The organism is Albidovulum salinarum (genome assembly GCF_025673475.1).
Taxonomy (GTDB): Bacteria; Pseudomonadota; Alphaproteobacteria; order Rhodobacterales; family Rhodobacteraceae; genus Albidovulum; species Albidovulum salinarum.
Window position 1 is genome coordinate 114,281 of the sequence record NZ_JAOVQO010000014.1, and the last position, 23,082, is coordinate 137,362.

The 23,082-nt window shown below is 64.8% G+C and carries 22 protein-coding genes and 1 pseudogene; 7 read left to right on the forward strand and 16 right to left on the reverse strand.

What is annotated here, in order from left to right; translation table 11 throughout:
* Positions 1 to 51 precede the first annotated feature (51 nt).
* From OEZ60_RS15315 to OEZ60_RS15360, 10 genes and pseudogenes are all read right to left on the reverse strand, one after another.
* Positions 52 to 483: a hypothetical protein gene (locus tag OEZ60_RS15315; RefSeq protein WP_263337988.1), complete on the reverse strand. Its 432-nt coding sequence runs from the start codon at positions 481 to 483 to the stop codon at positions 52 to 54.
* Positions 480 to 1,769, reverse strand: a complete 1,290-nt coding sequence (locus OEZ60_RS15320) for a restriction endonuclease subunit S domain-containing protein (protein WP_263337991.1) — start codon at positions 1,767 to 1,769, stop codon at positions 480 to 482. The genes OEZ60_RS15315 and OEZ60_RS15320 overlap by 4 nt, the downstream gene beginning before the upstream one ends.
* A complete protein-coding gene (locus OEZ60_RS15325) occupies positions 1,759 to 3,303 on the reverse strand; it encodes a class I SAM-dependent DNA methyltransferase (protein WP_263337994.1) in 1,545 nt (514 codons plus the stop codon). The genes OEZ60_RS15320 and OEZ60_RS15325 overlap by 11 nt, the downstream gene beginning before the upstream one ends.
* A 66-nt stretch (positions 3,304 to 3,369) precedes the next feature.
* Positions 3,370 to 4,050 carry a hypothetical protein gene (locus tag OEZ60_RS15330; RefSeq protein ID WP_263337996.1) on the reverse strand — a complete coding sequence of 227 codons (681 nt, stop codon included), beginning with the start codon at positions 4,048 to 4,050 and terminating at the stop codon, positions 3,370 to 3,372.
* The gene (locus OEZ60_RS15335; RefSeq protein ID WP_263337998.1) at positions 4,047 to 4,619 is read right to left on the reverse strand and encodes a DNA methyltransferase; all 573 of its coding nucleotides are present in this window, start codon (positions 4,617 to 4,619) and stop codon (positions 4,047 to 4,049) included. Before OEZ60_RS15335 ends, OEZ60_RS15330 begins: the two co-directional genes overlap by 4 nt.
* Positions 4,620 to 4,674: 55 nt before the next feature.
* Positions 4,675 to 5,130, reverse strand: a pseudogene (locus tag OEZ60_RS15340) (DNA cytosine methyltransferase); the annotation flags it as partial.
* Positions 5,131 to 5,135: 5 nt separating this feature from the next.
* Positions 5,136 to 6,143 (reverse strand): helix-turn-helix domain-containing protein, encoded by a 1,008-nt coding sequence (locus tag OEZ60_RS15345; protein WP_263337999.1) that lies wholly within the window; start codon positions 6,141 to 6,143, stop codon positions 5,136 to 5,138.
* Complete coding sequence (locus tag OEZ60_RS15350) at positions 6,140 to 6,535, reverse strand: VRR-NUC domain-containing protein (protein WP_263338001.1); 396 nt, start codon at positions 6,533 to 6,535, stop codon at positions 6,140 to 6,142. The genes OEZ60_RS15345 and OEZ60_RS15350 overlap by 4 nt, the downstream gene beginning before the upstream one ends.
* Positions 6,532 to 6,771, reverse strand: a complete 240-nt coding sequence (locus tag OEZ60_RS15355; RefSeq protein ID WP_263338003.1) for a hypothetical protein — start codon at positions 6,769 to 6,771, stop codon at positions 6,532 to 6,534. The genes OEZ60_RS15350 and OEZ60_RS15355 overlap by 4 nt, the downstream gene beginning before the upstream one ends.
* Positions 6,768 to 7,016 carry a helix-turn-helix transcriptional regulator gene (locus OEZ60_RS15360; protein ID WP_263338005.1) on the reverse strand — a complete coding sequence of 83 codons (249 nt, stop codon included), beginning with the start codon at positions 7,014 to 7,016 and terminating at the stop codon, positions 6,768 to 6,770. Before OEZ60_RS15360 ends, OEZ60_RS15355 begins: the two co-directional genes overlap by 4 nt.
* A gap of 622 nt (positions 7,017 to 7,638) precedes the next feature.
* Here OEZ60_RS15360 and OEZ60_RS15365 point away from each other — a divergent pair.
* Positions 7,639 to 8,241 carry a hypothetical protein gene (locus tag OEZ60_RS15365; protein WP_263338010.1) on the forward strand — a complete coding sequence of 201 codons (603 nt, stop codon included), beginning with the start codon at positions 7,639 to 7,641 and terminating at the stop codon, positions 8,239 to 8,241.
* A 3-nt stretch (positions 8,242 to 8,244) separates the two neighbouring features.
* Here the strand turns inward: OEZ60_RS15365 and OEZ60_RS15370 are convergent, their stop codons facing one another.
* Positions 8,245 to 9,516, reverse strand: a complete 1,272-nt coding sequence (locus OEZ60_RS15370; protein WP_263338013.1) for a tyrosine-type recombinase/integrase — start codon at positions 9,514 to 9,516, stop codon at positions 8,245 to 8,247.
* Between the two features lie 381 nt (positions 9,517 to 9,897).
* Between OEZ60_RS15370 and OEZ60_RS15375 the strand changes: the two genes are divergently transcribed.
* From OEZ60_RS15375 to OEZ60_RS15395, 5 genes are all read left to right on the forward strand, one after another.
* Positions 9,898 to 10,170, forward strand: coding sequence for a hypothetical protein (locus OEZ60_RS15375; protein ID WP_263338018.1), 273 nt, complete (start codon positions 9,898 to 9,900; stop codon positions 10,168 to 10,170).
* A gap of 69 nt (positions 10,171 to 10,239) precedes the next feature.
* A complete protein-coding gene (locus OEZ60_RS15380) occupies positions 10,240 to 11,871 on the forward strand; it encodes a hypothetical protein (protein WP_263338021.1) in 1,632 nt (543 codons plus the stop codon).
* Positions 11,868 to 12,818: a hypothetical protein gene (locus OEZ60_RS15385; RefSeq protein WP_263338024.1), complete on the forward strand. Its 951-nt coding sequence runs from the start codon at positions 11,868 to 11,870 to the stop codon at positions 12,816 to 12,818. The genes OEZ60_RS15380 and OEZ60_RS15385 overlap by 4 nt, the downstream gene beginning before the upstream one ends.
* Positions 12,819 to 12,832: 14 nt before the next feature.
* The gene (locus OEZ60_RS15390; RefSeq protein ID WP_263338025.1) at positions 12,833 to 13,252 is read left to right on the forward strand and encodes a hypothetical protein; all 420 of its coding nucleotides are present in this window, start codon (positions 12,833 to 12,835) and stop codon (positions 13,250 to 13,252) included.
* A gap of 7 nt (positions 13,253 to 13,259) precedes the next feature.
* Positions 13,260 to 13,415 carry a hypothetical protein gene (locus OEZ60_RS15395; RefSeq protein WP_263338027.1) on the forward strand — a complete coding sequence of 52 codons (156 nt, stop codon included), beginning with the start codon at positions 13,260 to 13,262 and terminating at the stop codon, positions 13,413 to 13,415.
* 495 nt (positions 13,416 to 13,910) lie between these two features.
* Here the strand turns inward: OEZ60_RS15395 and OEZ60_RS15400 are convergent, their stop codons facing one another.
* From OEZ60_RS15400 to OEZ60_RS15420, 5 genes are read right to left on the reverse strand one after another with little or no spacing between them, the layout of a single operon-like run.
* Positions 13,911 to 15,209 carry an aminotransferase class V-fold PLP-dependent enzyme gene (locus tag OEZ60_RS15400; RefSeq protein ID WP_263338029.1) on the reverse strand — a complete coding sequence of 433 codons (1,299 nt, stop codon included), beginning with the start codon at positions 15,207 to 15,209 and terminating at the stop codon, positions 13,911 to 13,913.
* Entirely contained in the window at positions 15,206 to 17,650 is a 2,445-nt protein-coding gene (locus tag OEZ60_RS15405) for a GcvT family protein (RefSeq protein WP_263338030.1), read from the reverse strand. The genes OEZ60_RS15400 and OEZ60_RS15405 overlap by 4 nt, the downstream gene beginning before the upstream one ends.
* Positions 17,651 to 17,708: 58 nt before the next feature.
* Positions 17,709 to 19,316 (reverse strand): ABC transporter ATP-binding protein, encoded by a 1,608-nt coding sequence (locus OEZ60_RS15410; RefSeq protein WP_263338032.1) that lies wholly within the window; start codon positions 19,314 to 19,316, stop codon positions 17,709 to 17,711.
* Positions 19,309 to 20,220 (reverse strand): ABC transporter permease, encoded by a 912-nt coding sequence (locus OEZ60_RS15415; protein WP_263338035.1) that lies wholly within the window; start codon positions 20,218 to 20,220, stop codon positions 19,309 to 19,311. Before OEZ60_RS15415 ends, OEZ60_RS15410 begins: the two co-directional genes overlap by 8 nt.
* Positions 20,217 to 21,197, reverse strand: a complete 981-nt coding sequence (locus OEZ60_RS15420; protein ID WP_263338038.1) for an ABC transporter permease — start codon at positions 21,195 to 21,197, stop codon at positions 20,217 to 20,219. The genes OEZ60_RS15415 and OEZ60_RS15420 overlap by 4 nt, the downstream gene beginning before the upstream one ends.
* Positions 21,198 to 21,445: 248 nt before the next feature.
* On the opposite strand from OEZ60_RS15420, the gene OEZ60_RS15425 reads away from it, so the two are divergent.
* Entirely contained in the window at positions 21,446 to 23,053 is a 1,608-nt protein-coding gene (locus OEZ60_RS15425; RefSeq protein ID WP_263338040.1) for an ABC transporter substrate-binding protein, read from the forward strand.
* Positions 23,054 to 23,082 lie beyond the last annotated feature (29 nt).

The following is a 23,082-nucleotide window of genomic DNA, read 5'->3' on the forward strand; positions in this document are numbered from 1 at the left end:
GAATCTCTCAATGCCCGGATACCAATCGCTACTCATACACTTGGCACTCCATCATTCACCCCTGCGGCATTGGCGCTGCGTTTGCATGACGGCCGACAAGACAACGTCCAGGTCGGCCATGCTGCGCAGGGTAAAGCGGATCAGATCGGCCTTGCCGAGCATGGTCATATCTTCCAAAGCGGAATGACGGCCATATTGCTTGCCTCCACCCTTTGCCGGAATCTTGTAGAGATCCGCTTTGGGATAAGGTTCTGCAACAACGGCGCGTTCGGGGATCGAGGCGACCTGCGCCGCCAGCACCCACAGATGCGGCTCGGTGTCGGGGTGTTTCTCGAACATCAGCTCGATCGGCGCATCGTGGTGCGACCGCATTTTGTACCTGTTGGCATAGGCAGCTTGATGGCCCAGGCGATGCTCTTCGGCGATGCTGTCCAGACGGGTGACGATGGCCCGTTTGAGATTTGCCCGTGAAACCTCGGTCATGCCTGTTCCGCCTTTTGGCTGTCGAGGTCGGCCAGCCGCAACTCTCCCGACATCAGACGCGGCAGCAGGAGGTCGCGGGTCTGGGCGAGGGTGCGGGACTCAAGTTCGTTGTCAACGATGCGGTCGATCAGCGGGGCAACAGCTTCGCCCAGTCGAGCGATCACACGGTCTGAGGGACAGATTGTCTTGGCAGCCTTCAGGTGCCCTCTCTGAATGTGACCCATCGTCGTTGCCTTGGAGGCCGCAATGACTTGGAATTCCTCCAGATGATGCTGCACCCACTCGCTGAAGAACCACGCAGGGTAACGGTCCGAAGTGACCTTGAAGAGGTGCTGGTTCAAAGCTCCTTCGCCACCGGTCCAGAACTTCGCAAGCAGGCTTCCGGACCAAGAGAACAGGAAGTCACCGTCTTGCACGACATACTGAGGCGGCACCCGACGCGATGCGCGGTTGGAATTGCTCGTGATCCCGTTTCGAAGCTCGGCAATCTTGATGACCGGCAGGTTGTTCGCCTCACCTTCGCCGGGATACTTTTGCAGGGCGAGGCCGTTCAGGAAGTCGGCGATTTCGTCGAGAGGCTTTTCGTCCCACCCCTCCGGCTTGCCCTCGGCGTCCAGGCGGTCAGGGAAGAGGGACCAGAGGTCGGGGGAGAGGTAGGGTTCGCGGCCTTCCATCTTGGCGCGGGTGGGGCCTAAATCGACAAACCAGTCGCGGAACAGCGCCCGCGCCATGGCCTCCAGCGTGGCGTTCATCTTCCTGTTCAGCTCGATCTTTTCGTCGATCTGATCGAGGGCAGAGATGATTTCCACTCCGAGGGGATTTAGTGGCGGAACTGGGTATGAAAGAAAATCGTCGCGACTCAACGCAACGACTGCGCTTCCAGTTGCACGGCCCGCACAATAGTCTCGGTAATGAGGCGTTCGCAGCAACCAATATAGATACGATCGGAACGGTTCAGCCTCCGTGCGGAAAACCAACTTAACGGTATCTTGTGTGAGCCTACCAGATTGGACCTCGGGCGGAACACGGGCGATCGACCCAATCATATCTCCGGCTTTGGTTGCTCCTTTGAGCGATACAAAAAGATCCCCAGGGCGAAGCATAAGCTTTTCCGGACATTCACCGCCGTATGTCTTGAAGTCTTTTCCTCTAAAGCCACCGCCAGGTACTATCGAGCCAAGGCCCAGTAGAGCAGGACCTGGTTTTCCAACAAGTGCGCCCTGATAGGTCGTGCCGCGAATGAGTTCTACGAAATCGCCGACCTTCTTTTCGTCATCAAAGGTCATTCGCGATAATCTCCAACCGCGCCCGGATGGTCGCCGTCAGTTCCTCTGCCTCGGCAAACTGCGCCTCCAGTTGCTCCTGCAAGGCGGAAAACCGCTCGGCAAAGGGCGTCTCGTCCTCCTCTGCCGCCTCGGCGCCCACATAGCGGCCCGGGGTCAGGACGTGGCCGTGCGACCGGATGTCCTCGATGCTCGCCGATTTGCAGAAGCCTGGCACGTCGGCGTAACCCTCACCCAACCGCCACGCGTGGTAGGTGTCGGCGATCCGGGCGATGTCGGCATCGGAGAACTCTTTCCGCGTGCGGTCCACCATGAACCCCAGCTTGCGGGCGTCGATGAACAGCACCTCGCCGCGCCGATCGCGCAACTTGCGGTCGCGCGCGATGCCGTTCGACTTGTCCTTTGCCAGAAACCACAGACAGGCCGGGATCTGGGTTGAATAGAACAACTGCCCCGGCAGGGCGATCATGCAATCGACCACCTCGCCTTCGATCATCGCGCGGCGCATCTCGCCCTCGCCCGATTGGGTCGAGGACATCGAGCCATTGGCCAGCACCACTCCCGCCGTGCCGGTGGGCGAGAGGTGATGCAGGATGTGCTGCAGCCAGGCGAAGTTGGCGTTGCCCGCGGGCGGAATGCCATATTTCCAGCGGCCATCCTCGCGAAGCCGCTCGCCGCCCCAATCCGAGATGTTGAAGGGGGGATTGGCAAGGATCACATCGGCGCGCAGGTCGGGCAGTTCGTCCTTGTGAAACGTGCCCTCGCTGTTCCAGCGGATGTCGGCGTCGATGCCGCGCACGGCAAGGTTCATCTTGCACAGTCGCCAGGTGGTGTAGTTCGATTCCTGCCCGTAGATGGCGATGTCGCCGAGGCGGCCGCCATGCGCCTCGACGAACTTCTCCGACTGTACAAACATGCCGCCCGATCCGCAGCAGGGGTCATAGACGCGGCCTTTGTAAGGTTCCAGCGTCTCGACCATGGTTCGCACGACCGAGCGGGGGGTGTAGAACTCGCCGCCGCGCTTGCCTTCGCTGCCCGCGAACTGGCCGAGGAAGTACTCGTAGACCCGGCCCAGCAGGTCGCGCGCCTTGTCCTTGCCCTCGCCCAGCGCGATGCCCGAGATCAGGTCGATCAACTCGCCCAGCATGACAGCGTTGAGCGCGGGGCGGCCGTAATCTTTGGGAAGGACGCCCTTGAGGGAAGGGTTGACCTTTTCGATGGCGATCATCGCCTCGTCGATCAGCTTGCCGATGGTCGGCTGTTTCGCGCTGGCCTGCATGTGCGACCAGCGCGCCTCCTGTGGCACCCAGAAGATATTGTCGGCAAGGTATTCGTCGGGATCCTCGGCGCCCTCCGGGTATTCGGCCAGAAGCTCGGCGCGTTTGGCCTCGAACCCGTCCGAGATGTGCTTGAGGAAGATCAGGCCGAGGGCGACGTGCTTGTAATCCGACGGTTCCATGTTGCCGCGCAGCTTGTCAGCGGCTTTGAACAGGTCGGCTTCAATCCCCAAGTCGGAGCCGTTGTCGATTGATGCCATTGGTGAATCTGCCCCCCGAAAAGTCTTTTGGAGACGGTATTGCAGCCGCAGGGCGAAATCCAGCCGTTAACAGCAGCTTGGCGGTGTTCTTTGCCACGGCCGCACCTTCGGCATCGCCGCCGTCACCTCGACCTCCCGCAGCATCCCGCCTGCGATCAGCCCGTCCCTGACCCAGCCCAACGCCTGCCACCATTCGCCATAGCCACGTCGGGCGGCCTCGATCTGATGGGGGTGGGGGGAGAAGGTGATGGGGCATGCAAGGATCTCGATGGTTTTCCAAGTGCCGCGCGCGCCCGGGCCACGCATGCGAATGCGTTCGGTGCCCACGACGATGGTGCCCGCATGCGTGCCATGTTGGTTTTGCTTGACGATGGTCGGCACGCAGCGTGGAACGGCGCCGGGCATCCAGTCCGGGGTCAGCCCGGCGCGGGCCAGTTCGGCGACGCGGATTGCCATGCGCTTGCCACCTAGGCTGTCGGGGATTCCGGCGACGGTGGCGGCGATCAACTCGGCGTCTTCGTGGGTGTAGCCGCCGATCTTGTGTTGGCCGCCGTCGATCTTGCAGCCCAGCACGGCGCGCTGGAGGAGGACGTATTCCAGGCCGAAGCCGAAGCCTTCCTCGGTGACGTCCGGAGGCAGCGGCAATTCCAGCTGTGCCTGTTCGATCCGGAACGCCCATTCCAACGCGGCCTGCACGCCCAGCGCGCGCTTGATCCTGGTGCTGCTGACGCGACTGTGGAAACTCATGGCTGCAATCCTTCAAGGAAATCCATCTGCGCCGGGCGCTGGGCCGCATCGGTCGGCCGCCAGATCCACGGGCCCGAGGCCATGGGCAGCTGCGAGAGAGCGCCACGCATGTGCTGCTGCCAGAGGGTGAACTCCGTTGCCGAGCAGGCGCAGAGCGCGTGCCCGATGGGCCAGCCCATCAGCCATCCGACGAAGAGCGGGTTCAGCCGCCGCCGCGACCGGCCCTTCAGGATCAGCCGCGAGACGGCGCGCCCATGCGAGGCAATCATCGAAGCCCAAAGCGGGCGCGAGATCGGGGCGTGCGGGCAGGACCGCTGCCCATCCAGCAAGGTCGCTGGGGCCGGGAGGGTGAAGCCTTGTTCCGCCCGGTAGTGCAGCAGGTCCATCCGGGACTTGCCGTCGATGCGGGTGATGCTGGCCTCGCTCGACCCCTTCCAGTTCTGTGCGGCCGGGGTAGGCCAGTGGTTCGGCAGGGCCTCCGCGATGCCCAGCGCCAGTGCCTCGGCCTTGCAGGTGAAGTCGCTGTTCCCGGCCGGGTTGTATCTGCCGGTGCCAGGATGCAGGCTCATCGGTGTGGGCCAGGATGTAGATGCGCAGCCGCTCATGCGGCGCGCCGATCTCTGCCGCCGAGAACAGGCCCGACGCAGGCGTGTAGCCCAGTCCCCAAAGCTCTCGCAGGACGGTCTCAAGCCCGAGGGTGACGTGACCTGCGACGTTTTCGAGGAAGACCTATTCGGGGCGGCATTCTCCGATGACACGGGCGACGTCGGGCCAGAGGTGTCGGGGATCGTCGGCGCCGCCGCGCTTTCCGGCCGCGCTGAAGGGCCGGCAGGGGTATCCGGCGAGGACAGCATCGAAGGCGCCCCGGAAGGGACGGGCGTCGAAGCTGCGCAGATCGGTCCAGATTGGGGCCGGGGCGAAGTACCCGGCTGCTTGCGCCGCGATGAGGACGGCGCGCGGCCAGTCGTCCCATTCGACGAAGGCGCGGGTGTGATAGCCGGGCTCGGCCAGCATGAGGCCCAGATCAAGGCCTCCGCCGCCTGCGCAGAGGGACAATCCGTGCCGGGGACGTGACACCATGCCATTCACCGCACCCCGCGCTCGCGCAGGCGTTCGGCCGTCACCAGCCCTCGGGCCAGCATGGTATCCCGCATGGTGTTGCTGATCGCGCTGACCGGCAGATAGCCGTCGGAGTTGACGAGATCGGCGTAGAACGCTGGCAGATCGATGATCGGCTTCGCAGCCGGGGCAGGGGCCGCTTTGGGTTTGCGCCGTTTCCGTCCCGTATCTTCGACCTTGCGCTGGGCGGCACGCTGCATGGCGCGGTCCAGTGCTTTCGGCCCATCGGGCGGTTCGGGATGCTCCTCGCGGGAGGCCTCGGCTGTGGCGACGATCTCCGCCTCGGTCAGGCCCAGCTCGTCGCGCCAGCGCTGGACGTGCAGCCGCGGTGGCCAGCCTTGCCACCAGCCGGGCAGGGCGGCGGGGTCGAGGCCCAGCGCTGCGAGCAGATCCCCGAACACCTCATCGGAAATCGCGGCGCGCGCTTGCGCGCCCTTCTCCTCCTTTACTGGTTTACTTAGAGGTTCTCTTACAGGGTTAGTGTCCGAATTTCGGACACGGCTTTCGGCAATTTCCGGACACGGCTCGGCCTGAAAATCGGACACGGCTTCCGCGTTATCCCCGTGTCCGAAATCCGGACACGGCAGGGCTTCGGCCACGCCATCCACGGGCGAAACGCCTGCACCATCGACGCTTTCCGGATGCGCATCCTCCCCGTGTCCGATTTCCGGACATGGGCTAACAGCCACAGGTGTGAACCCCGGCTCGAATGACAGGATGTAGCGGGTGGGCAGCTGGCGCTTGGTCACAGGGTCAAGCCGCGGTACCCGGCGCAGCAGCCCCACGGCCTCCAGCTGACCAAGGTGATCGTTCAGCGTTGAGCGGCTGATCTCGCAATCATGCGCCAGCCTTTCCTGCGAGGGGAAGCAGCCATAGTCGGGGTTGAACCGGTCGCAGAGATGCCAGAGCACGATCTTGGTCGTGGGCTTCAACCCGCGCTGCTTGATGGCCCAGTTGGTGGCCTCGTGGCTCATGGCGTGGGCCTCCGCGGGGTAGGTGCGATGCGCGTGGTGAAGCCATGATCGGCCAGCGCGCCCAGCGCATCGTCGAGACTGCGCACCAGCGCCCAGCCGAAACCCTGCGCCAACACCGCATCGCGGAACGCTTCCTGCTCCGGGCTGAGGCGGCCCTTCGGCGCCTTCAGCTCGAGGAACAGGACGCGCCCGTCACACAAAACCATCAGGTCGGCGAATCCGGCATGGACGCCCATGCCGACGAGGATTGCTTGGCGCTTGGCCCCGCGGGGCCCGGCCTCGGTCACCTCGTTGGCGCAGTGGTGGATGATGGCGGTGCAGGGCAGGGCGATGCGCAGCGCCTGCACGACCGCGCGCTTCAGATCAGCCTCTGGGGTGCCACGGCGCCTCATCGCACGGCCCTCCCCTGATCTTCGCGCTGGGCACGCCGCACCGGGCGCCGTGCTTCGACCACCACGAGCAGCCGCCGCGCATCCTCGCGCTCGGCCGGGGTCTCGCCGTGCTGGACCAGCACGTTGCAGGCGAGACGGATCAGCTGGTCATTGTGATGGGCGACATCGGCGATGACGGCGCGCGCCTCAGTCACGCGATCGGCGGGCCAGTCGGTGGTGCGGGGCGGGATCGTCATGACCGCCCCCGTGGCTTGGGCACCGGATGCGCCTGTTCCTGCGCCCGGATCCACTCCTGGATGGCAGCGCGGCGGTAGAAGGTCTTTCGACCTATGCGTGTGCAGGGCGGTCCTTGGCGGCGCGCTTCCCACCGCGACAAAGTGTCTGTGGTCAGACCCAGCGCGCGGGCCAGCTGCTCGCGGCTGATCCAGTCGGCCAGCAGGTCTGGGACGTCCTCCACGGGGTCATCTTGCATGTCATTCATGGGCTGCTCCGTTCGCCTTGCGCCCCTCTGCTGGGGGCGGGGTGAGCGAAACAGAGCGCGACGACCGGAAGACAGGCGGAAGGTGGAATTGAAACCCGCCTCCCAGTTCCACCCCTTATTCTATTGGGCGCAGCCGTCGCTCGCTCTGTTGCAGGAGCGATGCAGGCGCCGCCGGCTGGCGCCGGGGCGGGCCGGATCGACCGGCGATCACGGTGCGGTGGTCACATATTTTTGCGGGGGGGTGGATGGGTTGGTGTCCGGGCGGTTTCACGGGATTTGCGGGAGGCGGAACTGGCGGAATGGCGGTTTCCGGAGGTGTTCCGTCGACATTCGGCGGAGCTTCGCTGCGGCGGAGTTGACCGCGCGGAACCTCACGGTTCCATGTTTTTGTGACTCATCCGGAAGTTGCGTAGCTTCCCCGCGAGCAGTCCACAAGAATCGAAAAGACGAACAACGCCAGTTGCTTGCATCCTTCCGGGTGCGGCTCCGGCGTGCCGTCGGGTTTCCTCGACGACATGCTCTGCACCCTGAATCCGCCCGCGCGCCTTGCGCGTTGGGTTCCGTAACCTGCATGCCGACGGCTCTGGTCGCGGGATGCCGCATGCCCGATTGGAGTTTCCGCATGCCACTGCCGCCCATTGCCTTCTATTCGATCTACGAGATTGCGGTACGCTGGGGGTGTAACCCGGCCGATGTCGCAGGCTGGGCGGCGGCGGGGCATTTGCAGGTCCTGGCGGGCATCCCGCCGGTCAGCTGCGGCGAGGAAACGGTTGCAGGGCTGGTCGAGGTGCCGATTGCCGAACTGATGCCGATGTTTCGCCGGTACGGGCCGAGCGACGAGCAGGCCCGCCTGAGACGGGTTCTGCCCCCCGGAAGCACGACCTGGCTGAAGCTGACCGATCCGGCCGATGGATTGCCGATCCGATCGTCGGACCTGCTTCTCGCCGCCGGCCCGCTCCAGCAGTTTGAGGAGGAGCGCGACCTGCTGCGCCGGCCGGCCAGCAACACCGGCGCCACCCCGCGTTATGACTGGGACGCGATGTATGCCTGGCTGACATGGTTCCTGTTCGAAAAGGGTGTGCCCGACACCCAGTCGACGCTGATCGCGCTGGTGCAGGACTGGTTCGTGCAGAATTCCCGGTCGGGGGAGGCGCCGGATGAGAGCACGATCCGCAAGCGGCTGACGACGCTCTGGCGCAAGCTGCGGGGCGAGGAAGCGGCGTGAGGGTCAGGCCGATTTCGGCAGGTCGGCCCCGTCCTGCGCCGCGTCATGCACAAGGCGCGGCCGCGGGCGCAGGAGGCTGGCCACCGTGTCGACACCTGCGCGCAGCGGCGAATCCATCAGATGCGCATAGCGCTGGGTGGTCTGCATCTGGCTGTGGCCGAGGAGCTTGCCGATCATTTCCAGCGACGCGCCGCCGCTGACCAGGAGCGAGGCGAAGGTATGGCGCAGGTCGTGGATGCGGACGTCGGCCAGCCCGGCGTCTTTCTGCGCCTTGGCCCAGAAGCGGCGGATTTCACGCACCGGCTGGCCGAAGGTGTCGCCGGGAAACAGCCACGGGTTGCCGCTGGGCACCGCCTGCTCACGCAGCCGCACGATGGCAGCGACATCCTGCGAGATCGGGACACGGTGGATCTTGCGCTGCTTGGTGGTCGAGGCGGGTTTCGACCAGATGGCATAATCGAGGTTGAACTGTTCGAACCGCGCGGTGCGCACCTCGCCCACCCGGGCGCCGGTCAGCATGCACATGCGGATGATACCCGCTGCGCGCTGGTCCTCGGCGGCATCAAGCACCGCTGCCAGCCGGGTCAGCTCCTCAGGCGACAGGAACCGTTCGCGGGCGTGCTCGATGCGCCGATGAAACCCCTGTGCGGGGTTGTCCGTGCGCCATTCCCATTCCATGGCCAGCGTGAACATCTTGCGCAGCACCTCGCCCATGCGGTTGGCGCGGATCGGGGTGGGCTTGTGGCCCTGCAGCTTGCGCGCCCGGTTGTTGGGTTTCGCCTTGCAGGGACGGGGACGCCCCTCGGCCACGAAGTCGAGGAATTTCGCCACGTCGGACTTGGTGATCTCCGTCACCAGCCGGTTGCCCCAGGCCGGTTCCACCATCTTCTTCAGCATCGAGACTTGGTCGCCTGCGTTGGTCTTGGCCAGTTTTGGCAGATGCTCGGCGATGTAGCGGTCGATCATGTCCGTCACGCGAGGTGCCCCGCGCCACTCATCTCGTGCCGCCAGAGGATCCTGCCCCTCGTCGATGGCGCGGCGCAGTTCCTTGGCGCGCTCGCGCGCGGCCGTCACGCTCCACTCCGGCCAGCGCCCGATCGTCATCCGACGCTGCCGCCCGGCATGCCGGTAGTCGATGGTAAAGGTCCGCGCGCCTGAAGCCTGCACCCGAGCGGCGAAGCCGATCACGTCCGTGTCGAAGATCTGGTAGCTCACGCCCGGCTTCGGCTCGGCCTCGCGCAGGGTTTTCTCATTCAGTTTCAGTCGTTTGACCATCCATCTCGCCTCCTAGCACGACGACACAGGCGTAGACCTGCGCCACTATCAAGTCGGAGCACGGGGCTGGGACCGGAATACAGGCGGAAGGTGGAATTGGTGCGGGAGGGGAATTCCGGGCAGATGAATCAAGGGGTTAGGGGGAGTGCCCAGCCCTCCGCAGGATACAGATCATATTATGGCCGCATAACGGGACGCGGAAAGCTGGCCTGCGCTGTTTCAGCCTCGACAACAGATGGCGGTGAGGTAACTTAGATACAGAAAAAGAATCTGAAAACATATGATAGGAAGTACAGAAAAAACTTAGCCTGATAGTCTGAATCTGTCTCGCCATTGGCACTGGTGCGCCCGATGTTGATTGCAGACGAAGTGGAGGTTCTGATGACACATTCCGAGCACAGTCTGAGGCGCAGCGCGCAGCGTGGCGTGACCAAAGGTTTCATCGAGGCGATCCTGACGCATGCCGACATCGAGCGGCCGATTGGCGACAATTGCCGTCTGGTGCGAGTGAGTCGCCGGTGGTCTCACGGACTCAACATAGACGATCGGCTCGGTCGCTATGCTGTGATCTGGAGCGATGACACAGCCAGGATCGTCACAGTCCTGCCGCTGTACGACGGCGCAGCGGGCCGTCGCTACCGGCGCCACAGTTAAGAGGGGGGCGAGACGTTGGAACCGACATCGGAGAGAGGCAACCGCCGTGACGAACAGCGCGAGGCCGACATGGAGAAGCGGCGCAAGGCCGACAAGGAGAAGCTGCGCGGCATGGAGCAACAGGCAGTGCAACGCGGCATGAAGGTCGTCAAGCTCGACCGGCTCAAGGCGGCGTTCCATCTGACGCGCGCCTGGAAGCGGGCAAATGAGGCAGGTCTTCGCAAGGAGGATTTCCAGGATGCCGTCTTGAGCCGCCTCAAGAGACCACATGCGAAACGGCAGGAGTTCCGCCTGGCCAACTGGACTCTGCGGCGGGGCGAGGATCCGACGACGCAGCCGCAGCTCCCAGAGATATATAAGAATAGTCCAACGCCGCAAAAGTCATTGGAGCCCTATCTTGTCGGCCTTGCCGTTGCCGCCGAACAGTGCGGAGAGGACCCTGACGACTGGAAGCTCGACATGATGCGCGACCTGTCCATTTGGTCCCGTGCCGTGACACCGACCGATATTGCTCCACCCGATGATCGCCCAGCAGAAACATTGGAAATCCTGCTGAAGGCATTGTGTGCGGAACTTGCGCAACGCAACCGACTTGACGAGACCTTTGCGGCCATTTGCCGTATGAACTGCCGGTGGGACATGTTCTGCGAGCGCCTGGTTGCAACAGATGTGGCATGCATGCAGCGGATCGAAAGCCCGATCAGTCCGGCCTATGAAGTCTCACTTTACTTCGAGGAGATGTTTCCATTCCCTTCGATCCCCTTGCTGCGAGTGCCGTATTTCGTCGGCAAAGCCGAATTTCTGCTTGCCCCCGAGGATGTCTTGCGTGCGCAGGATGAGAACTATCTTGCGAGCGGCGACTATTGGCCTGTCGGGACCGCAATCAAGGGAAATGGTGGCAGGCACTACTGCATCCCTGCTGATGCACCGGATAGTAGGTCCGCGAACGGCACTCTGGCGTGGTACCGCGAGATCAGGTTGTGCATCGCGCCGGATGGTCACGGCGGATACACCAGTGCCCTCGAGTCACGCCCGTATGTCGCGGTGCGGTTCGACGCTGACCTTCCTTTTGGCGGCAGACACCATGTCGTCGGTGGATACGAACTCGACCTGGAACGAGGGATGTTCTATGGGCGCGACGACGATGGCGGACCAGTCTGGCCGCACATCCGCATGGCCAGTGGCGAATCCTGGCGGATAACGCTTCCGAAGCGGCCAGACGGGAGTCTTCCGTTTGCGGAGTGGACGGAACGTAATCCTGACACGACGGGATGGTATTTCGAAGCGGACCCGGTCCTGCACGCAGGTGAGGTGGGCAGTGAGCCCTGGTATCTCTCCTACACGCCCGCGTCGGCGCCCTACGTTCGCCTCTGGCTGACAGAGGATTGGCGCCTTGCGGATGAGCCAGCGGACAACCCGTGGAGTCGCGGCAACTTCGACTGGGATGATCTGGAAAGCCGTTGGAACAGGGATCTCCCGCCCATCCACGAACTGAACTTCCCTGATTTCAGTCACGCAACGTGGATCGAATGCTGCCTTCACAACGGCCTGATCGAGGAGGCTCTTCAGGCATCAATCGATCGATTGAAGGAACAAACCGGCCGCCTCCAAGCCGACTGGCATGCCGCGCGAGAGCGACACGCAGATGCCTTGCTGCGGCGCTGGACGACCAAATCGGAAGAAAAGGACATTCAAAAATGACTCGCATTTACGAACGCCAGACCGACGCCCTTTTCTCCGCCGCCCTGACCAGCAATCCGGCCTTTGCCCGGGTTTTCCTGACCGCCGTCGACGGTAATCCTGACAACCGGATCACCAGCATCGCGCTTCAATCGCCCCATCGCGGAGCAGGACATCGGGGCAGCATCGACCTCGAACTCGTCCGCGCCGACAACTCCATCCTGCTGGTCGAGAACAAGATTGATGCCGGCTACAGTGTCACCCGAAAGGGGGACCCGCAACCTGATCGCTATCGCGCGACTGTCGCCGCATTGCGGAACCGCGGCAGGAAGGCAGCTTCAGTGCTGCTGGCGCCGGAGATCTACTTGCGAGGGACGCGACATCGTGCTGCCTTCGACCATCACGTCAGCTATGAGGACCTGCGTGAGGGTTTGAGGGGCGCCGATCTTGCGCTTCTTGATGCTGCGATCCTTCAAGCCGAGACACCCTACGATCCGATTCCCAACCCGTCGAGCGCTGCCTTCTTCGCCGACTACAAAACATTCGCCCAAACGTTCTTTTCGGAGCTGGTCATAAAGCGAAATCCGAATGGAAATGGCGTGCGCCCAACCGGGTCGCGAACAATCTATTTCGATGTTCCTCGCACTCTGCGGATCTGGCCGGCGCTTCCCCGGCCGAAAATGTCTTTGCAATGCCGTGACAGCGCTGCGCCCTCGGCCTCGGTCAAGATCATGCTGGGCGACTGGGCGATCAAGGCAAAGGCATTCAACATCCCGGCCAGCCTCGAGGCGATCGGTGGATATGCTCGTCCAGCTGGCCGTTCCCTCGGCCTGGTGATCGACACCCCACAGCTCGACACACAGATGCCGCTCGAGGCACAGGTGGCGGGGGTCGAGGAGGGATTGGAGGCGGCACGTCGCCTGGCGAACTGGTGGAACCGTCACGGTGACAGCCTCGATCTGAACTGACGTAGGAGAACACCATGAGCCACATCGAGAAAACGATCTCCCGGTTGCCGACCATGAATGCCAAAGCTCTGGCTACCCTGCGTGGGAACGCCAACGCCGCGTTGGCCAGAAAGCCCGATGACCAAGATGCTCGTCGCCTTCTTGATGCGCTTGACGCCATGGAGGGAGGGAAGCCCAAGACGGCCGAGTTCGAGGTGACAGGCCTGTTGGCATGGGAGAAGCATCGCCCCGGCGAAGGCACATTTCGTGCATTCCACGGTGAGAACGTCGTCGGACGGATCTTCAAGCGGGCCGACCATTCCAGCCGCGACAAAGACGTCTACTCGCTTGAGATCCTCGGCGCGGCAATTCCGGGTGCGTTCCACCATATCCGGGATGCGCGCGAGGCCGGAGAGCGGGAGTTTTGTTCTCGGCGCGAACTGAGCGAGGACTAAGGGTGTGATGGAAAACCTCATCACCATCATTGTTGTCGCCTTGCTGGTGGTCTTTCACAGACCACTTGCGGCGTTGGCTGGTGGGGTCTTTGCCCTCTTGGCCATGGCTGTTCTGCTGTTCGTGATGTTCATCTTCGTGAAAGCAATGCTCTTTGGCGGATGAGCAGCAGGCCGGCGCGTTGCATTGCCAAGCAGCGCGCCGCAGATTCAGTCTCCCGTCGGATCACGCCAATCGCCCGAGCCTTTTGTCAACGTCTGGTCAACCCGCGAATGCTGTCTGGGCAACACTGGAAGCCGTTGAATGACGACGGAATCTGGCAGGTTTTGGTGAAAGAACCCGATACATCAAAGGCTTGTCCGCTAAGCTGCTGAAATCAAAAGGGGCATTAGAATCAAAAGGTTCGGCTCATAACCTGAAGGTCGTAGGTTCAAATCCTACCCCCGCAACCAAAAAAATAACACAAATACAACTATTTGCAGGCGCCCCAAGGGACGCTCTACGCGTTCACGCCACGGCTGTGGAAGCAACGTGGAAGCAAACGGGATGACTTCAGGTGTGTGGCAGAAATGCTGCGCAAGGCCGGTAAGTGCGGCTCAATCAAAGCTGCCCGCTCAGCAGGTGCACCGGAGCGAGTGGCGCTCTTTGGTATTTGGCTGATCAGCCCCACCTGAGTGGTCCGATTTGGGAAGCTCCCGCGCCGCGGTTTTCTGTCGCGGCCTCTATCGCGGAGAGGAAGCGCGCGACCTCCTCGAGGCTGTTGTAATGGCAGACCGAGACGCGGATGCAGGACCTGAGCCCGAGCGGCTTCAGGATATTGCCGCAGTAGTGGTCGTCGTTGCGAATATGGACGCGGATCCCCTCGGCGCTCAGGAAGTTCACCAGCGCACCCGACTCGACCCCATCGAGCACGAGCGACACGACACCCTCGCGCGCCTCGGTGGACGCGCCGCCGATCAGCGTCACGCCGGGCATCTCGGCGAGGCCGCGCAGGTTCCCGGTGCCGTGCAACATCGCGCCCATGAGGCGGGCTTCGTGGTCATGGATCGCCGCCGCCGCCGCCTCGACCCGCGCGCGACGGTCCGTGGCGTCGGTGAAGTGGCTGCCGAGCCAGTCGAGATAGTCGACCACGTCGGAGAAGGTCGCGTAAGCCCCCGCGTCGCGGGTGCCGAGTTCCCAGACATGGGCCGGCCCGCCCACGACCTGCTCCTTCTTGCAGGCGGTCAGCCGGTCCGAGGCCCAGCCGAAGCCGTAGCCGTGGCGCGCGAAGACCTTGTAGGGCGACACCGCGTAGCCGTCGACGCCGTAGGCGGCGCAGTCGATATGGCCATGGCTCGCGTGCTGGATGCCGTCGACGATGATGAACGCCTCGGGCGCCTTTTCGCGGATCGCCGCGGCGATCGCCGGCACATCGATCGACATGCCGGTCACCGGAGAGGTCTGGACGATCGTTGCGACCCGGACATCGGTCGTGATGTGGCGCTGATATTCCTCCAGGCTCACCGTGCCCGTGGCGTCGTCGTGGACGGCGAGAAGGTGCGGCCGCCCCGTCACGTCGGCCCAGCGTGCCATCGCGCTGCGCGAGGCGGGATGCTCGAGTGTCGAGCCGAGCATCACCCCGCCTTCGGCCGCGCCGAGCGCTGCGGTGCGGACCAGTCGGAACAGCACCTCTGTGCCGCTCTCGCCGACGAAGATCTGCCCGCCCGGCGCGTTCAGGAACAGCCGCATGTCGGCGCGCCCCCTGTCGATCGCCGCCATCAGCGCCTTCGAGGCCGGGTTGTCGCGGCCCTGGTTGTCCGGGTAACCGGCATAGGCGGCCGAGGTCTCGATCACCGATTTGAGCCTCAGCGCCCCGCCGGCGTTTTCGAAGAAGACGCGCGGGCCCTCGAACGGGCAGGCATCGACATGGGCAAAGCGGCTGCGGACTTCGTCGAGCAGTCCGGGTTTGTCGGTGATCATTGGGCGCTCTCCAGGGCGGGGGTGACGCCGCGCAGGCGGTCGCCATTTGGGTCGAAGGGGGGGCGGGCGAGGATGCGCGCGATGTGGTTCTGGCCGAGGATGGCGACATGGACGGTGTCGCCGGGCTTGGCCATGCCGGCCTTGAGATAGGCGATGGCGAGCGACTTCTCGACCGAATAGCCGTAGGCACCCGACGAGACCTGGCCCGCGGGCGCGCCGTCGGCGAGGAAGACCGGCTCGCCTCCAGAGGCGTCGGCGAGGCTGGCGTCGATCTCGAGCATGACCATCTCTTCGCGTGGCGGATTGGCGGCGATCTTCTGCCAGGCGGATTTGTTGAGGAAGTCCTTGTCGGCCTTGATCAGCCGGTCGAGCCCGCTTTCCTGCGGCCAGTATTCCGGGCTGTAGTCGCGGCCCCAGGAGCCGTAGCCTTTCTCGACGCGCAAGCTCATCAGCGCGCGGCTGCCGACCGGGCCGGCGCCGAAGTCGCGGCCCGCATCCAGAAGGACGGTGTAGAGCGCGACCTGGTCGGCTTCCGCGCAGTGCAGTTCCCAGCCGAGATCGCCGGTGAAGCTCACGCGGAGCGCGATGACCTCGACGCCCGCGACGGTGATCCGCGCCGACGCCATGAACGGGAAGGCCTCGTTCGACAGATCCGCGTCGGTGAGCCGCGCGAGGATGTCGCGCGCCCTCGGCCCGGCGAGGTTGAAGCCGCACATCGCCTCGGTGCGGGATGCGAAGGTCGTGCCCTCGGGCAAGGGCACGGCCCTGAAGAAGCGCTGGTGGAAGCGCTCGGCCATACCCGAGCCGACGACGAGGAACTCCTCCGCCCCGAGCCGGGTCACGGTGAAGTCGCCCGCGATCCCGCCGCGCTTGCCGATCAGGGGCGTGAGGCAGGACCGGCCCACCTTCACCGGCATCCGGTTGGCGAAGAGCGCGTTCAGCCAGTCCTCGGCGCCCGCGCCCTTGACCTCGTATTTGGCGAAGTTCGAGATATCGATGATCCCCGCCCTCTCGCGCAGCATCCTCGCCTCGCGGCCCACGGGCGCCCACCAGTTCTGGCGGGTGAAGCCGTAGGTCTCGTGATCCGGCTCGCCCTGGGCCGCGAACCACAGGGGATGTTCCCAACCGAAGTTCAGCCCGAAGATCGCGCCCATCTCCTTTTGCATCCCATAGGCCGGGCGGGTGCGGACCGGTCGGCCCGCCGCGCGCTCCTCGTTCGGGAAATGGATCTTGAAGCGGTTCGCGTACTGGTCCTCGACGCGCGCCCTGGTGAAGGCCCTGTCCGCCCAGTGGCCGAAGCGGGCGAGGTCCCAGCCGAACATGTCGAGCGTCGGCTCGCCCTCGACGATCCACTCGGCGGCGAGCTTGCCGAGGCCGCCTGATTGCGAGAAGCCGGGGATGATGCCGTTGCAGCAGAAATAGCCGGTCAGCTCCGGCACCGGACCGAAGAGCGCCGAGGAATCCGGCGACCAGATCATCGGGCCGTTGATCACGCGCTTGATGCCCGCCGTGCCGACGGCGGGAACCCGCTCGATCGCGCGCAGCATGTTCGGCTCGATCCGCTCGAGGTCATCGGCGAAGAGCTCGTGCCCGAAGCCCTGCGGCGTGCCGTCCTCGGCCCAGAACTTCATTCTCTTCTCATAGGCGCCGACGAGCAGGCCGAGGCCTTCCTGGCGCAGGTAGTATTCGCCGTCGCGGTCGGCGACCGAGGGCAGGCGGCGGCCGAGCTCGGCGATCTCCGCGATCGTCTCGGTGACGAAATACTGGTGCTCGGTCGGGATGAGCGGCAGCTCCAGCCCGGCCATCCGTCCGACCTCGCGCGCCCAGAGACCGGCGGCGTTGATGACCCAGGGCGTCGCGATGTCGCCCTTCCCGGTACGGACGATCCAGGTTCCGTCGGGTTGGGCTTCGGTGCCGGTGACGGGAGTGAAGCGGTGGATCTCGGCGCCCATCTGCCGCGCGCCGGTCGCAAAGGCATGGGTCACGCCCGAGGGATCCACGTTGCCCCCGTCGGGCTCGTACATGATGCAGCGGATGCCGTCGAAATCGACGAGCGGATGCAGCCGCTCGGCTTCGTCGCGGCTCACCTCGTGGAAGTTCATGCCGTAGCGCTTCGCCTTCGCCGCCTGGATGCGCAGCTGATGCTCGCGCGCTTCGGTCTGGGCGAGGTAGAGCGAGCCCGGCTGGAAGATGCCGCAGCCCTGTCCGGTCTCGGCCTCGAGCTCCTTGTAGAGCTTCATCGTGTAGTGCTGGAGCCGCGAGATGTTGGTGACGTCATGCAGCCCGTGGATGTTCGCCGCCGCGTGCCAGGTCGAGCCCGAGGTCAGCTCCGAGCGTTCGAGAAGGACCACGTCGGCCCAGCCCTTCCTGGCGAGATGGTAGAGGATCGAGCAGCCGACGAGGCCACCTCCGATGACGACGGCCTGGGCATGGGTGCGCATGTGTGTCTGCCTTTCGTGCTGGCCGGGGCGCCGGCCGATTTGAACGGGGTTTCGCGTGTCAGCTAAGACCGCGGGCCTCGGAAATGCGGGTAAGCCAGTCGGGGTCCATCTCGGGGACGGAGGACAGGAGCAACCTTGTGTAGTCGGGATGGGGCGGGGCGAGGACCTGATCCTTGCCGCCCTGTTCGACGACACGGCCCTTGTGCATCACCACGATCTCGTCGGCGATTGCCTCGACGGTGGCGATGTCATGGGTGATGAAGAGATAGGACAGGTCCTGCTCCTCCTGAAGCCGCATCAGGAGCTTGAGGATGTTCTCCTGAACGATCTGGTCGAGCGCCGAGGTAACCTCGTCACAGATGATCACATCGGGCTCGGCGGCGAGAGCGCGGGCGATGCAGATGCGCTGCTTCTGGCCGCCCGAAAGCTCTGAGGGAAGCCGGTCGATGAAGTGGGCCGGCAGCTCGATCTGGTCGAGGAGATCGACCACCCGGCGCTCCAGCGCTGCCCCCCTGAGTCCATGATAGAAGGTGAGCGGACGGCCGATGATTTCCTCTACCGTCTGGCGCGGATTCATCGCGGTGTCGGCCATCTGGTAGATCATCTGTATCCGTCGCAACTGGTCCTTCGAACGCGCCGCGAGGGCCGGGGGCAGCACCGCGCCGTTGAAGCGCACGACGCCCGTCCGGGGTGGCAGGAGTCCGGTGACGACCCGCGCCGTGGTCGACTTGCCCGAACCGGATTCGCCGACGATCGCCACGGTGCGTCCGCGCGGCAGCCGGATCGAAACATCGTCGAGCACCGTCGCGGTCCCGTAAGCGGCGTCGACCCCCTCGACCGTCAGCACCGCGTCCTCACTCGCGCGCGCCGGCTTGTTCAGGAGCCGCACCGACCACAGCGACCGCGTATAGTCCTCCTTCGGCGCCGCCAGCATCTCGCGGGTCGGGGCCTCCTCGACCTCGGCGCCGTGGCGCAGCACCTTGATCCGGTCGGCCATCTGCGCCACGACCGCGAGGTCGTGGGTGATGTAGATCGCCGCCGCGCCATGCTCGCGCACCGCCTTGCGCATCGCCAGAAGCACCTCGACCTGGGTGGTCACGTCAAGCGCGGTGGTCGGCTCGTCGAAGACGACGAGGTTCGGCCGGGGCGAGATCGCCATCGCCGTCATCACCCGCTGGAGCTGCCCGCCCGAAACCTGGTGCGGATATCGCCGGCCGATCGTTGCGGGCTCGGGCAGCATCAGCGAGCCGTAGATCGCCCTGGCATCCGCGGCGGCATCCGCGCCGGTCCTGAGCCCCTCGCGCACGCTGGCGGCGATGGTCTGGTCGATCAGCCGCTGGGCCGGGTTGAAGGAGGCTGCCGCGGATTGCGCGACATAGGTCAGACGCGTGCCCCAGAGCCGGCGCTTCTCGGGCTCGCTCGCGCGCACGAGGTCGATGCCGTCGAACTCGACCGAGCCCGCGGTGATCCGGCAGCCGGGGCGGGCAAAGCCCATCGCCGCGAGCCCGAGCGTCGACTTGCCCGCGCCGGATTCCCCGATCAGTCCCAGCACCTCCCCGCGCCGGAGCGTGAGGTCCACGCCTCGGATGATCGGCGACCAGCCGCTCTCGGAATGGCCCTCGACTTCGAGGCTGCGGATCTTCAGGAGGATATCGGTGTCAGACATCGTCACGCAGCCCGCTTGCGGTGTGAAGGAACCAGTCGACGACATAGTTTACGCCCACGGTGATGAGCGCGATCGCCGCGGCCGGGATCAGCGGGGTCAGCGCCGCCTTGAGGTCGTATTGCGCGAACTGGATCAACTGGGCGGTCTCGCGCACCATCGACCCCCAGTCGGCGCTCGGCGGCTGGATGCCGACGCCGAGGAACGACAGCGACGCGATCGTGAGGAAGACGAAGCAGAACCGGAGCCCGAATTCGGCCACCACGGGCGGCAGGATGTTCGGCAGGATCTCGCAGCGCATGACCCAGCCGAGCCCTTCGCCGCGAAGCCGCGCCGCCTCGACGTAATCCATCACCGCCACCGAGACCGCGACCGAGCGGGTGAGCCGGAACACCCGCGTGCTGTCGATCACCGCGATGATCAGGATCAGGTTGAGCGACGAGGCGCCGAAGATCGACAGGAGCATCAGCGCGAAGATCAGGCTGGGGATAGCCATCAGTACATCGACCGCACGGCTGAGAAGCTGGTCGAGCCAGCCCCGTCCGATCGCGGCGGCGAGGCCGAGCCCGCCGCCGATCAGGAAGGCAAGGAAGGTCGTGGCGAGCGCGATGCCGATCGTGTTGCGCGCGCCGTAGATCAGGCGGGACAGGATGTCCCGGCCGATCTGGTCGGTGCCGAGCCAGTGCTCGGCGCTCCACGGCGCGAAGGGCTGGGCGAAGACCTGCGCCTCGCCATGCGGCGCGATCACCGGGGCCAGGATGGCGACGGTCAGGTAGGCGACGATGATCACGAGCCCGAGATGGGCCGATGCGGGCGCCTTCTTCAGTGCCCGGCCGAGACGCTCGGCCCGGCTGCGACGGATGCGAGGGCCAGAGGCGGCGGCGGTGATTGGCTGGCTCTGGGTCATTTCGGATGCAGAAGCCGGGGATTGGTGACGATGCCGATCACGTCTGCGATCAGGTTGAGCAGGATGTAGGTGGCCGCGAAGAACAGCGCGCAGGCCTGCACCACAGGGATGTCGCGCGATGACACCGCATCGACCGTGAGCTGGCCGATGCCGGGGTAGACGAAGACCACCTCGACCACCACGACGCCGACCACGAGATAGGCGAGGTTGAACGCGATCACCGTGGCGATCGGCGCCCAGGCATTGGGCAGCGCGTGCAAGAGGATCACTCGGCGCGGGCTCTCGCCCTTCAGCCGCGCCATCTCGATATAGGGCGAGGCCATGAGGTTCAGGATCGCGGCTCGCGTCATCCGCATCATATGCGCGACGATCACGAGCGTGAGCGTCAGCGCCGGCAGGACCGAGACGCCGATCCGTTCGCCGAAGCTCATCTCGGGCCGGACATTGGCGAGCGAAGGAAAGATCGGCCAGAGCGTTCCGAGCAGGAGGATCAGGATATAGGCGACGAAGAACTCGGGGAACGAGATCGTCGTCAGCGTCGCCGCGCTCGCGGTCCGGTCGTACCAGGAGTTTCGCCATAGCGCCGACGTGATGCCGAGCGCCAGCGCCAGCGGCACCGCGATCAGCGCGGTCATCCCGGCCAGGAACAGCGTGTTGGCGAGCCGCGGTGCCACCAGGTCCGCGACGGGTCGAGACCGGTCGATGCCCGAGGACGCGCGCCCCGAGAACGAAGTTCCGAGATCGCCCTGCACCAGGGCGCCGAGCCAGTCGAAATAGCGCACGACCAGCGGCTCATCGAGGCCGAGCTCGCGCCGGAATGCCGCGACGGCCTCTTCGGTCGCGGCCTGGCCAAGCACGGCCTGGCCGAAATCGCCTGGCAGCATGTCGACCGCCGAGAAGATGATGATCGAGACGAGGAACAGCGTCACGAGGCCAAGGCCCAGCCGTTTGACGATCGTTCTCAGAACCGGATGCATGGCGCTTGCCTCGAAGTCATAAGCGCCGACAGTGCCGGAATGCGGTCACAGGACCGATGGCAACATGCCGAGCGCGAGTAGATCTCATTCCATGATCGGGCGGGGTGCGCGAACAAAAAAAACGAGGTCATAGACCGCGAGTATTTTTGTTGTGACAAAGCCCCCCGTGACTAGCCTTCCGTCGAACCAGCAGCTCCGGCGCCGTTTGCCGCTTGGAGTTGGCTGGGTCGGATCGTGGGAGGAAATTCATGGATAAGTCACGCGATGACTACATTGCGCGCCAGCGTCTGCGCCTCGGTACGGGACAGGTCTCCCGCCGGGGCTTCGTCATGTCGGCGCTCGCCGCCGGGATCGCCTTGCCGACCGCGATCGGCTGGGCCGACGCAGCCCGCGCCCAGGCCCCGAGCAAGGGCGGGCTCCTGCGTCTCGGTCTCGGTAGCGGTTCAACGACGGATACGCTCGACCCGGCGACCTACGAAGGGCCGGTAAACACCGTCCTTGCCTATCTCTATGGCAACAACCTGGTCGAGGTGGACAGTTCCGGCAAGCTGGTGCCGGAGCTGGCAAGCGAGTGGGCGTCGGACGACGCCGCGACCTGGGTCTTCAAGCTCCGTGACGGCGTCGAATTCCACAACGGCAAGACCCTGACGCCCGAGGACGTCATCGCGTCGATCAACCACCATCGCGGCGAGGATTCGAAATCCGCGGTCGGCGGGCTCGTGTCGCAGATCAAGGATATCCGCGCCGATGGCAAGAACGTCGTCTTTGAGCTTTCAGCCCCGAATGCCGACTTTCCCTATGTGCTCAGCGATTACCACCTGATCATCCTGCCCGCCTCCGATGGCGCGATCGACGCGACCGGGGGAGTTGGCTCGGGCGGCTACGTGCTTGAAACCTACGAGCCGGGCGTGCGCATCCATGCCACGCGCTTCGCCAACTACTTCAAGTCCGACCGCGCCCATTTCGACGCGGTCGAGCTGATCTCGATCATTGATCCGACCGCGCGTCAGAACGCGATCATGAACGGCGATGTCGACGCGATCGACCGCGTCGACCCGAAGACCGTCTCACTCCTTGCGCGGGTGCCAACGCTCGATATCCTCGAACGGCCCTCGACGCTGCATTACACTTTCCCGATGAGAGTCGATGCAGCTCCGTTCGACAACTACGACCTCAGGATGGCGGTGAAGCTCGCGGTGAAACGCCAGGAACTCGTGGACAAGATCCTGCTCGGACACGGTGTGGTCGGCAACGATCACCCGATCTCGACCGCCAACCGCTACCACGCCGAGATTCCCCAGCGCGAGTTCGACCCCGAGCAGGCCGCCTTCCATTACAAGAAGTCCGGTCACAGCGGCGCGCTCCAGCTTTCGGCCTCCGACGCTGCCTTCTCTGGCGCGGTCGACGCGGCCCAGCTCATCGCGGCCTCGGCCTCCGAAACCGGGATCGAGATCGAGGTCGTGCGCGAGCCGAATGATGGCTACTGGTCCGACGTCTGGAACAAGAAGCCGTGGTGCGTGAGCTACTGGAGCGGCCGACCGACCGAGGACTGGATGTTCTCCTCGGGCTATACCAACGACACCGAGTGGAACGAGACCGCCTGGCGGACCGGCGAGGCCGCCGACCGCTTCAACGCGATCGTCGTCGAAGCGCGAGCCGAACTCGACGACGCGAAGCGCCGCGAACTCTACGCCGAGGCGCAGCGCCTGCTCGCCGACGATGGCGGCGCGCTCACCCCGATGTTCGCCAACCACATCTCGGCGGTCTCGAAGGGCATTGGCCACGGCGACGACATCGCCTCGAACTGGGAACTCGACGGCGCGAAGGCGCCGGAACGCTGGTGGACGGCGTCCTGAGGGTGCCGCTAATCTAGGACAAGTGCCGA

What these genes read in the sequence shown, in the direction of transcription:
- OEZ60_RS15315 (WP_263337988.1), bottom strand. Translation starts at nt 483, where the DNA reads ATGACCGAGGTTTCACGGGCAAATCTCAAACGGGCCATCGTCACCCGT.
- OEZ60_RS15395 (WP_263338027.1), top strand. Translation starts at nt 13,260, where the DNA reads ATGGAAAACCTCATCACCATCATTGTTGTCGCCTTGCTGGTGGTCTTT.
- OEZ60_RS15390 (WP_263338025.1), top strand. Translation starts at nt 12,833, where the DNA reads ATGAGCCACATCGAGAAAACGATCTCCCGGTTGCCGACCATGAATGCC.
- OEZ60_RS15355 (WP_263338003.1), bottom strand. Translation starts at nt 6,771, where the DNA reads ATGACGATCCCGCCCCGCACCACCGACTGGCCCGCCGATCGCGTGACT.
- OEZ60_RS15370 (WP_263338013.1), bottom strand. Translation starts at nt 9,516, where the DNA reads ATGGTCAAACGACTGAAACTGAATGAGAAAACCCTGCGCGAGGCCGAG.
- OEZ60_RS15320 (WP_263337991.1), bottom strand. Translation starts at nt 1,769, where the DNA reads ATGACCTTTGATGACGAAAAGAAGGTCGGCGATTTCGTAGAACTCATT.
- OEZ60_RS15425 (WP_263338040.1), top strand. Translation starts at nt 21,446, where the DNA reads ATGGATAAGTCACGCGATGACTACATTGCGCGCCAGCGTCTGCGCCTC.
- OEZ60_RS15410 (WP_263338032.1), bottom strand. Translation starts at nt 19,316, where the DNA reads ATGTCTGACACCGATATCCTCCTGAAGATCCGCAGCCTCGAAGTCGAG.
- OEZ60_RS15380 (WP_263338021.1), top strand. Translation starts at nt 10,240, where the DNA reads ATGGAGAAGCGGCGCAAGGCCGACAAGGAGAAGCTGCGCGGCATGGAG.
- OEZ60_RS15420 (WP_263338038.1), bottom strand. Translation starts at nt 21,197, where the DNA reads ATGCATCCGGTTCTGAGAACGATCGTCAAACGGCTGGGCCTTGGCCTC.
- OEZ60_RS15325 (WP_263337994.1), bottom strand. Translation starts at nt 3,303, where the DNA reads ATGGCATCAATCGACAACGGCTCCGACTTGGGGATTGAAGCCGACCTG.
- OEZ60_RS15400 (WP_263338029.1), bottom strand. Translation starts at nt 15,209, where the DNA reads ATGATCACCGACAAACCCGGACTGCTCGACGAAGTCCGCAGCCGCTTT.
- OEZ60_RS15350 (WP_263338001.1), bottom strand. Translation starts at nt 6,535, where the DNA reads ATGAGGCGCCGTGGCACCCCAGAGGCTGATCTGAAGCGCGCGGTCGTG.
- OEZ60_RS15405 (WP_263338030.1), bottom strand. Translation starts at nt 17,650, where the DNA reads ATGCGCACCCATGCCCAGGCCGTCGTCATCGGAGGTGGCCTCGTCGGC.
- OEZ60_RS15335 (WP_263337998.1), bottom strand. Translation starts at nt 4,619, where the DNA reads ATGAGCCTGCATCCTGGCACCGGCAGATACAACCCGGCCGGGAACAGC.
- OEZ60_RS15330 (WP_263337996.1), bottom strand. Translation starts at nt 4,050, where the DNA reads ATGAGTTTCCACAGTCGCGTCAGCAGCACCAGGATCAAGCGCGCGCTG.
- OEZ60_RS15375 (WP_263338018.1), top strand. Translation starts at nt 9,898, where the DNA reads ATGACACATTCCGAGCACAGTCTGAGGCGCAGCGCGCAGCGTGGCGTG.
- OEZ60_RS15345 (WP_263337999.1), bottom strand. Translation starts at nt 6,143, where the DNA reads ATGAGCCACGAGGCCACCAACTGGGCCATCAAGCAGCGCGGGTTGAAG.
- OEZ60_RS15415 (WP_263338035.1), bottom strand. Translation starts at nt 20,220, where the DNA reads ATGACCCAGAGCCAGCCAATCACCGCCGCCGCCTCTGGCCCTCGCATC.
- OEZ60_RS15385 (WP_263338024.1), top strand. Translation starts at nt 11,868, where the DNA reads ATGACTCGCATTTACGAACGCCAGACCGACGCCCTTTTCTCCGCCGCC.
- OEZ60_RS15360 (WP_263338005.1), bottom strand. Translation starts at nt 7,016, where the DNA reads ATGAATGACATGCAAGATGACCCCGTGGAGGACGTCCCAGACCTGCTG.
- OEZ60_RS15365 (WP_263338010.1), top strand. Translation starts at nt 7,639, where the DNA reads ATGCCACTGCCGCCCATTGCCTTCTATTCGATCTACGAGATTGCGGTA.